Genomic DNA, 7,562 nt, shown 5'->3' on the forward strand with positions numbered 1-7,562 from the left:
GCTTACTGAAATTGGGCCGGGCCGTCAAGGCTTTAGCTGTACCTTTGTGAAAACTTCACTCAGTACCGGGGACGCCGGGTAGCTGCTGACGCGGTCAGAGAGTGCGAGGGCCGAGATGGGGAAGGCGATGGGAACCGCCGGCACAGTGGCCGCGATCTGGGCGTTGATGGTGTGGTACTGCTCGTCGCGTTCCTTGCCGGCGGGGAGGCCACGGGCGCGGTTGATCTTGGAAAAGACCTGCGGGTCCTGGTAGCCGAATTCGCCGTTCTTTTCGCCGAACAGCGGGCCCACAAAGTTATCGGCATCGGCATACGCGCCGTTCCAGCCGAGCAGGTGGAGCCCATGGTCTCCGGGTGACTGCACTTTCTGGAGATAGCCCTCAGACCAGTCCACCGGGACAGGTTTGATGTTAAAGCCGACGGCGGTCAGTTGCCTGCTGATTTCAGCGTAGATTTTCTCCGGCGTGGGCAGATAGGGTCGGGTGGCGTTGAGCGGATAGTAGAACCTGAGCTCTTCCCCGGTGTAGCCAGCCTCGGTCAGGTAGGCCTTGGCTTTGACCGGGTCGTGGCCCAGTGCGGGAGCGTCATTATTGAAACCGCTGATCTTGGGCGGGACGAACTGTGAGGCTTTGGCGGTGTTGTCGATGAAGAACTTGCGGATCAGGGTTTCCTTATCGATGGCCAGCTCAATGGCCTGCCTGACCTTTTGGTTCTGCAACACCGGAATTTCCTGGTTGATGCCCAGGTACATCACCGAGAAGGGATCACGCTGGACGATCTGCATGCCCCGCTTGACCAGTTGATCGAAGTTGCCCACCGTGACGGCGTCGTAGCCGTCGATCTTGCCGTCCAGGAGGGCCTGAAGCCGCGTCTGGGGGTGGTCGTACGTGACGAAATTAATGGTGGAGATCTGCCCGCGGTCACCCCAGTAGTCTTTGTGGCTGACGAGCCGGACGCTGGCTTCGTCCCAGGCGGCCAGGCTGAACGGTCCGGTGCCGACGGGGTTGGTGGCGAACCGCGAGACCGGGTTTCCGCCACGGGTCTGATCCAGGACATCCGCTGTGCCCGTGGTGAGGGCTGCCGGGGACGCGATGGCGAATGCCGGCAGGGTGAGCGCCTGAAGGAACGCGGTGAAGCGCTGGGTCAGGTCGATCCGGACAGTGTCGGCGGAAAGGGCCGTGCAGCTCTTGAAAATGGAGAGCGCAGCGTCGTCGGAATGTGCCTTGAACACGCTCTTGAAGGAGCTTCCCGGCGCTTGGCGCCGCAGTTCCGCCGAGAAGGCGAACCAGCGGTTGAAGTTGGCACACACGGCGTCGGCGTTGAAGGGCGTGCCGTCCTGGAACGAGACGCCGCTGCGGAGTTTGAACGTGTACGAGCGGCCTTCGTTTTCTTCGGACCATTCCGTGGCCAGCAGCGGCGTGGGTTTTCCGGTGGTCTGGTCCACACCCACGAGGCCTTCGAGGATCTGCCGGGTGATCCGGTAGCTTTCCACGTCGCTCGAGAGCGCAGGGTCCAGGCCCAAGGGCTGGGACGCCGTGCCGAAAGTGAACGTTTCGGTGGGCTGAGCGCCGGCGGGCGCCGTTGAGGGTGACGTTGGTGAAGGCGACGGCGAAGGGATGCCGGTACAGGATGTCAGGCCTAACGCCATAAAAACGGCGCCGGTCTTGATGACCGTTCGCCGCGAAGTACTGCTGGGCACTCGTCGATCACCTCTGGCTGCTTCTGGCCGGCGCCGCCGACTGCGGGCCAAGGACACAGTCTAGTTGACACACCCCGGTGCTCCCTGGACACACGCCAGAGGCCTGTTCCGGTTGCGGAACAGGCCTCTGGCTTGAAAGCGGGACTACTTGGGCATCAGCACCGAGTCGATCAGGTAAACGGTGGCGTTCTTGGTCTGGACGCCGCCGCAGATCACGCTGGCGCCATCAACCATGAGGGCATCCTTGCTGCCGGTCACAGTGACTGAACCGCCCTGGACCGTGGCGTGTGTGCCGGCGATCTTGTCCGGGGTGATCTGGCCGGGGACCACGTGGTAGGTCAGTATCTTGCTGAGCAGGGCATCGTCAGTCTTGAGCGTTTCAATGGTGGCGGCATCGATCTTGGCGAAGGCGTCATCCACCGGAGCGAAGACCGTGAACTCGCCGCCGTTCAGGGTGTCAACCAAGTCAACCTTCGGGTTCAGCTTGCCGGAGACAGCTGCCGTGAGGGTGGTCAGGATGGGGTTGTTGGATGCCGCGACCGCTACCGGGTCAAGGGCCATCCCGGCAACCGAGCCTGCCCCGGTGGGGACCTTCTCGGCGTAGCCGGCGCAGCCTGCGCCAACGAGGTTTGCGGCCGGATCCATGGCAGCAGCACTGGCGGACGGTGACGGAGCCATCTTGGTCGCCGACGGTGCGGCGGCCGGAGCGGAGGAGCTCGGGGTTGTGGTTGCGGTTCCACCGCAGGCGGTGAGGCTCAGCAGGGCTGCAGCTGCAACGCCTGCGACGGTGAAGGATGTGCGCTTGAATGACTGCATTTCGGTTCTCCTTGTTTTTTGGTTTCTGCCGATTTCTTGCCTGCTGCAGACGTTGTGCCTGCCGCGTGGGCCTTTTCCGACTGTTGGGCACCAGCCCTTGGCTGGTGTCTCAATGGGTATTCGGCCGGAGCATGGAAGCGGATGGGTGGATCGCCAAAAGTTTTTAATTTCGCGCCAAACCGGGGGAGAATGCCGTGGCTGGGACACTTAAATGACAGAGATCCCGGGCCTTTGGGCCCGGGATCTCTGTGTAAGTGTGCGCAAGGGGGGACTTGAACCCCCACGCCCGAAGGCACAGGAACCTAAATCCTGCGTGTCTGCCAATTTCACCACTCGCGCTTGGCAGTTGCCGCCGTTGTCTCAACCTTGGCCAGATGGCCTACGGATAAAAACGTACGACGGCGGATGCCAGTTTCCATTGTAGCCTCGGGCCGGCGGGGTTCCGGTCAGCCGGTTCCTGCCGTGCGTTCCGGCCGCCTATTCACGCGTAATGCGTTACGCGTCCAGTTTGAGGTCGCGCCGGAGTTTTGCCACGTGGCCGGTGGCCCGGACGTTGTATTGAGCCAATGCCACTTCTCCGTCGGGATCGATCACCACGGTGCTGCGGATCAGTCCCTCATAGGTCCGTCCGTAGTTCTTCTTTTCGCCCCAGGCACCATAGGCTTCGGCCACGGCATGGTCCTCGTCCGAAAGCAACGGAAAGCTAAGGTCCTCGTTGGCGGCAAAGGCAGCCAGTTTGTCCACAGAATTGGGGGAGACGCCCAGGACCCGATAGCCGGCCGACGTGAAGGACGCCAGGCTGTCACGGAAATCGCACGCCTGTTTGGTGCAGCCGGGGGTGGCGGCGGCCGGGTAGAAGTAGACGATGGTGCTGCCGCCGTGACGGGAAGCAAGGCTGACGTCCTTACCCGACGAGTCCTTCAGGATGAAGCCGGGCGCTACGTCACCGGTCAAGAGTCTGTCAGCCACTGTTAATCTCCTCGTTGCAGGCGGAACACACCATTTTAGTAAGCATCCAGGACCGGTGCTAACCAGCCTTAGCTATACTTGCTGGTATGCCTGACATGGATCGCTGGCCCACTGGGCGCCTATTGTCCACTGCGGCACGCCTCGTAGAACACTCCTGGAACGAAAAGCTAAGCGCCATCGGACTGACGCACGCCGGCGTGATCGCTATCGAAGTCCTCTCAGCGCAAGGGCCTATGACACAAGCCCAACTCGCCCAATATGTGCGCGTTCAGGCCCAGACCATGGGTAAGACCCTGAGCCGGTTGGAGTCCCACGGCCACATTGCCCGCGTCCGCAGCACCTCGGACCGCCGCAGCCAGGTGGTGTCCCTCACCGACAGCGGCCGGGAAGCCGCAGCCGCAGCCGTTGAGATGGAACGCTCGGTGCTCGCCGCGGCAACCATTGACCCTGACGCCCTGCGGCAGGAGCTCCAGGCCGTGGTCCGGGAGCTGGCAAGCCAGTTCGCCTCGCCGTCAACCCGCGCCCTGGTGGACGGTGCCCCGCTCGGCTAGCAATCCCGTAATCCGGGAAAACCCCTTCGGCATCCCCGCTGCGAAGTTCCGCAGTGGTGGTGCCGGATTTTTTATCTTCTACGGCCACAAACAAAAAAAGCCCCTGGCCGCGTTTCCGCGTGCCAGGGGCTGTTTTTCCCTTGGTGCACCCCCCGGGACTTGAACCCGGAACCCATTGATTAAGAGTCAATTGCTCTGCCAATTGAGCTAGAGGTGCATCTTTTATGTGGTGACCTTCCGGGCTTTTTCTTTCCCGGTTGATCTCCGCAACGACATGAAACTCTACACGAACTTCCGACCCATGTGAAATCGGAGCCGCTGGGGCCTGCAGGTTCAGCCGGGCGGGGCCAGAACCAGCACGAAATCAGGGTTTTTGTTGTTAGTAAGCAGCCAGAAGCCGCCGTCGGGAGTCCGGATGACGTCCCGGATCCTGCCGTATTCCCGTGTGAAATAGGCCACAGGAGCGCTTGCCTCCTCACCGGACAGGGACACCGTCCAGAGGCGTTGGCCGCGCAGGGCGCCGAGGTAGGCGGTCGACCCGACAATTTCCAGGCCGCTGGGTGAGGAGTCCGCCGTCGAAGGCCACACCACCTTCGCGTCCCGGAAGCCCTCCCGGTGCGGTGCCCCGGTTACTGCGGGCCAACCGTAGTTGCCTCCCGGCTCGATGAGGTTGAGCTCGTCGTTGACGTCGGGGCCGAATTCGCTGGCCCAGAGCCGGCCGGCACTGTCCCAGGCCAGTCCCTGGACGTTTCGGTGCCCCAGGCTGTACACGGCATTGCCGAACGGGTTGCCAGGTGCGGGGTCACCCTCCGGAGTCAGCCGCAGGATCTTTCCGCCCAGCGCATTCGGGTCCTGCGGCTGATCCCGGCGCTGGGAGTCTCCCGTGCCCACGTACAGGAACCCGTCCGGGCCGAACCGGATCCGGCCGCCGTTGTGTGTGGGCGCCTTCGGGATTCCGGAAAAGAGCACCTCGGGGTCGCCAAGGTTCAGGGATCCGTCAGGCTGTTCCGTCAGCTTCAGCCGGGCGATGCGGTTGTCCTGTGCAGAGGTGAAGTACAGGTAAAGGTAGTTGTCGGACGGAAAGCCGGGGGAGAGGGCGAGACCCAGCAAGCCTCCCTCACCGCCAGGAGCAACGCCGGGGACCTGGCCGATGGTGGTCGCCCTGCCATCACGGACAGCCTTCAGCTGAGCTGAGTCACGCTCGGAGATGATGGCGGTCCCGTTCGGCAGGAATACCGCGGCCCAGGGAATGTCGAGCTGGAGATCGAGCCGCGCCACTACCTTCGGCGGCGTGGCGTTTCCTGTGCCCGTCGCGATTTCCGTGCCGGTACCGGTTCCGGCCCCTGTGATGCTGCCGGTGGGAGCGTCGTTGGCGTCCCCCGTGCAGCCCGAGAGCAGCAGGGCCAAGCCCACTGCGAAGGCGCCTGCGGTGGGCTTGGCCGCCGCAAAGGCCCGAAAGGGCGCCTGCGTCCAGTCAGCTGCGGGTGCGCCGGGGAGCCCGGAAACCGGCAGCTTCCGCATGGGCCGCCGACTCAAACCAGACGTCGGCTGTCGTCTGCTCATAGTCAGGATGCCCCGCCTCGTAATAGACCATCGTTCCGGCGTCGGCCTTGACGTCGAAATCCGCCGGGCCGCTGCCGTCCGGGCCGGGCGACGCGGAACCGGCGCCGTAGGGCTGGTCCGCGGCCAGATGCCCCGTCGGTTCCGGTGGTGCAGCTTCGTAGTCCGCCACGGCTGCAGGCTCCGTGGTCCGGGCTTCCGCAGCCTCTCTGGATACTGCAGCCTCCGTGGATCCTGCAGCTTGCACGGGAGCCGTGCTTGCCGCGTGCGGGGCTGAATCGGCTGCGGCCACTTCGGGTTGCGTTTCAGCGGCTTCGGCTTCCGCAGCGGCCGTTTCGGCGCCGGGCAGCGTGGGCGCATGGGGCTCCGTATATTCCGGGTGATGCACAAATCCGCTGCCCTGGGCCGGTGGCGCCTCGGGCGTTGGGGTGTCGGCAATCACGGTGGACGCTTCGCCTGCCGGCCGGTGGCTGGCGGCGGGTGGTGTTGGCGCGGTTGCCTCGGACCACTGGGTTTCCCACTCAGCTTCGTCTGCCTGCCGGCTCACACTCTCCTGGCTGCCAGGTTCCTGGGCTGCTAGCGACTCCGGGCGAGCCGGCTCCTCTTGCCCAGCCGGCCGCTCCGGTCGGCCGGGTTCCCCAGAGCCAGCCGACTCTGGGGTTGACAGTTCTTCGGCGACCGGGCGTTTCGGTGCATCAGCTGCAGCGGTAACTGCGGGACCAGTAGTGTCTGTGACACCAGCGGTATATGCGGCACCAGCAGTAACAGTGGAACCGGCAACGTTGGGCTCAACGCCGGCGTCGTGCCCGACGATGGTGTCCTTTTCCACGCTAGGTTCTCCAAGGCCGGCCTTGTGCTCACCGCCGGCTTCCCGGGGTTCTGCCGTGCTGGACCGCACGGGCGCCTCGTCCGCCGTCGTCGGTGGCGCCGGCTCAGCAGCGCCGAAGCCCGCAGCACTGGGGATGCCCGCCGTGCCGGCGGCTTCCGCCGAGGCGGCTGCGCTTCCTCCGGCGAGCCCGCCGTCCGTCCGGATCGGCGTGGAGTCGCTGGTGCTCGAGGAGCTGCTGCGGTTCAGCAGCCACCACACGACGCCTACGATCAGCACGATGAGGATAATCCAGAAGACAAAATCCATAGCAGGGCCCTTCAGTCCGGATGGCATGGTTGCCGTTCCCTGACGGTACGTCGGCGCGAACGGGGCTGTCTAGGTTCCGGCAGGCCGGTAAGGGTCCGTCTCAGGATTTGAGACGAGCGTCCACTCTTTGATCGAAATATTCCTGAAAATGAGCCAAACGGGCTGTTCGAGTCGTTGGCGTCCCGATCGGAGTCATAGACTTTGACCCATGAGTGAGGACACCCAAACAGCAACCGAGAACAAGATTGACATCAAGCCCCGCAGCCGGGTCGTCACCGACGGGATCCATGCCGCCCCCGCGCGCGGCATGTTCCGCGCCGTCGGCATGGGCGATGACGACTTCGCGAAGCCCCAGATCGGCGTTGCGAGTTCTTGGAATGAAATCACTCCATGCAACCTCTCCCTGAACCGGCTTGCCCAGGGCGCCAAGGAAGGCGTCCACGCAGGCGGCGGTTTCCCCATGCAGTTCGGCACCATCTCGGTCTCCGATGGCATCTCTATGGGCCACGAAGGCATGCACTTCTCCCTCGTTTCCCGTGAGGTCATCGCCGACTCCGTCGAGACCGTGATGCAGGCTGAGCGCATCGACGGCTCCGTATTGCTGGCCGGTTGCGACAAGTCCCTGCCCGGCATGCTCATGGCTGCCGCGCGCCTGGACCTCGCCAGCGTGTTCCTCTATGCCGGCTCCATCATGCCTGGCTGGGTCAAGCTTGAGGACGGCTCCGAAAAGGAAGTCACCCTCATCGACGCCTTCGAAGCCGTCGGTGCATGCGCCGCGGGCAAGATGAGCCTCGAAGACCTGACCCGCATCGAAAAGGCCATCTGCCCCGGCG

7 protein-coding genes and 2 tRNA genes are annotated in these 7,562 nt (G+C 64.0%); 2 read left to right on the top strand and 7 right to left on the bottom strand.

Features of this window, described 5'->3' with window-relative positions:
- Nucleotides 1-24: 24 nt before the first annotated feature.
- The 4 genes from NG701_RS05665 to bcp form a co-directional block, all read right to left on the bottom strand.
- Nucleotides 25-1,698, bottom strand: coding sequence for an ABC transporter substrate-binding protein (locus NG701_RS05665; RefSeq protein ID WP_252565233.1), 1,674 nt, complete (start codon nucleotides 1,696-1,698; stop codon nucleotides 25-27).
- Between the two features lie 144 nt (nucleotides 1,699-1,842).
- The gene (locus NG701_RS05670) at nucleotides 1,843-2,514 is read right to left on the bottom strand and encodes a fasciclin domain-containing protein (protein WP_141140923.1); all 672 of its coding nucleotides are present in this window, start codon (nucleotides 2,512-2,514) and stop codon (nucleotides 1,843-1,845) included.
- 257 nt (nucleotides 2,515-2,771) lie between these two features.
- Nucleotides 2,772-2,853, bottom strand: a tRNA-Leu gene (locus NG701_RS05675).
- A gap of 156 nt (nucleotides 2,854-3,009) precedes the next feature.
- Nucleotides 3,010-3,483: a thioredoxin-dependent thiol peroxidase gene (gene bcp, locus NG701_RS05680; protein ID WP_252565235.1), complete on the bottom strand. Its 474-nt coding sequence runs from the start codon at nucleotides 3,481-3,483 to the stop codon at nucleotides 3,010-3,012.
- Nucleotides 3,484-3,578: 95 nt separating this feature from the next.
- On the opposite strand from bcp, the gene NG701_RS05685 reads away from it, so the two are divergent.
- A complete protein-coding gene (locus tag NG701_RS05685) occupies nucleotides 3,579-4,034 on the top strand; it encodes a MarR family winged helix-turn-helix transcriptional regulator (protein ID WP_252565262.1) in 456 nt (151 codons plus the stop codon).
- A 141-nt stretch (nucleotides 4,035-4,175) separates the two neighbouring features.
- On the opposite strand, the gene NG701_RS05690 is transcribed toward NG701_RS05685, so the two are convergent.
- The 3 genes from NG701_RS05690 to NG701_RS05700 form a co-directional block, all read right to left on the bottom strand.
- A tRNA-Lys gene (locus NG701_RS05690) sits at nucleotides 4,176-4,251 on the bottom strand.
- A 116-nt stretch (nucleotides 4,252-4,367) separates the two neighbouring features.
- Nucleotides 4,368-5,555 carry a PQQ-dependent sugar dehydrogenase gene (locus NG701_RS05695; RefSeq protein WP_252565237.1) on the bottom strand — a complete coding sequence of 396 codons (1,188 nt, stop codon included), beginning with the start codon at nucleotides 5,553-5,555 and terminating at the stop codon, nucleotides 4,368-4,370.
- Entirely contained in the window at nucleotides 5,509-6,729 is a 1,221-nt protein-coding gene (locus NG701_RS05700) for a sunset domain-containing protein (RefSeq protein ID WP_252565238.1), read from the bottom strand. The genes NG701_RS05695 and NG701_RS05700 overlap by 47 nt, the downstream gene beginning before the upstream one ends.
- A 208-nt stretch (nucleotides 6,730-6,937) precedes the next feature.
- Between NG701_RS05700 and NG701_RS05705 the strand changes: the two genes are divergently transcribed.
- On the top strand, nucleotides 6,938-7,562 hold a 625-nt coding region (locus NG701_RS05705; RefSeq protein ID WP_252565239.1), incomplete at its 3' end, for a dihydroxy-acid dehydratase domain-containing protein.

Origin of the sequence: Pseudarthrobacter cellobiosi (genome assembly GCF_023913815.1) — a bacterium.
Classification (GTDB): domain Bacteria; phylum Actinomycetota; class Actinomycetes; order Actinomycetales; family Micrococcaceae; genus Arthrobacter; species Arthrobacter cellobiosi.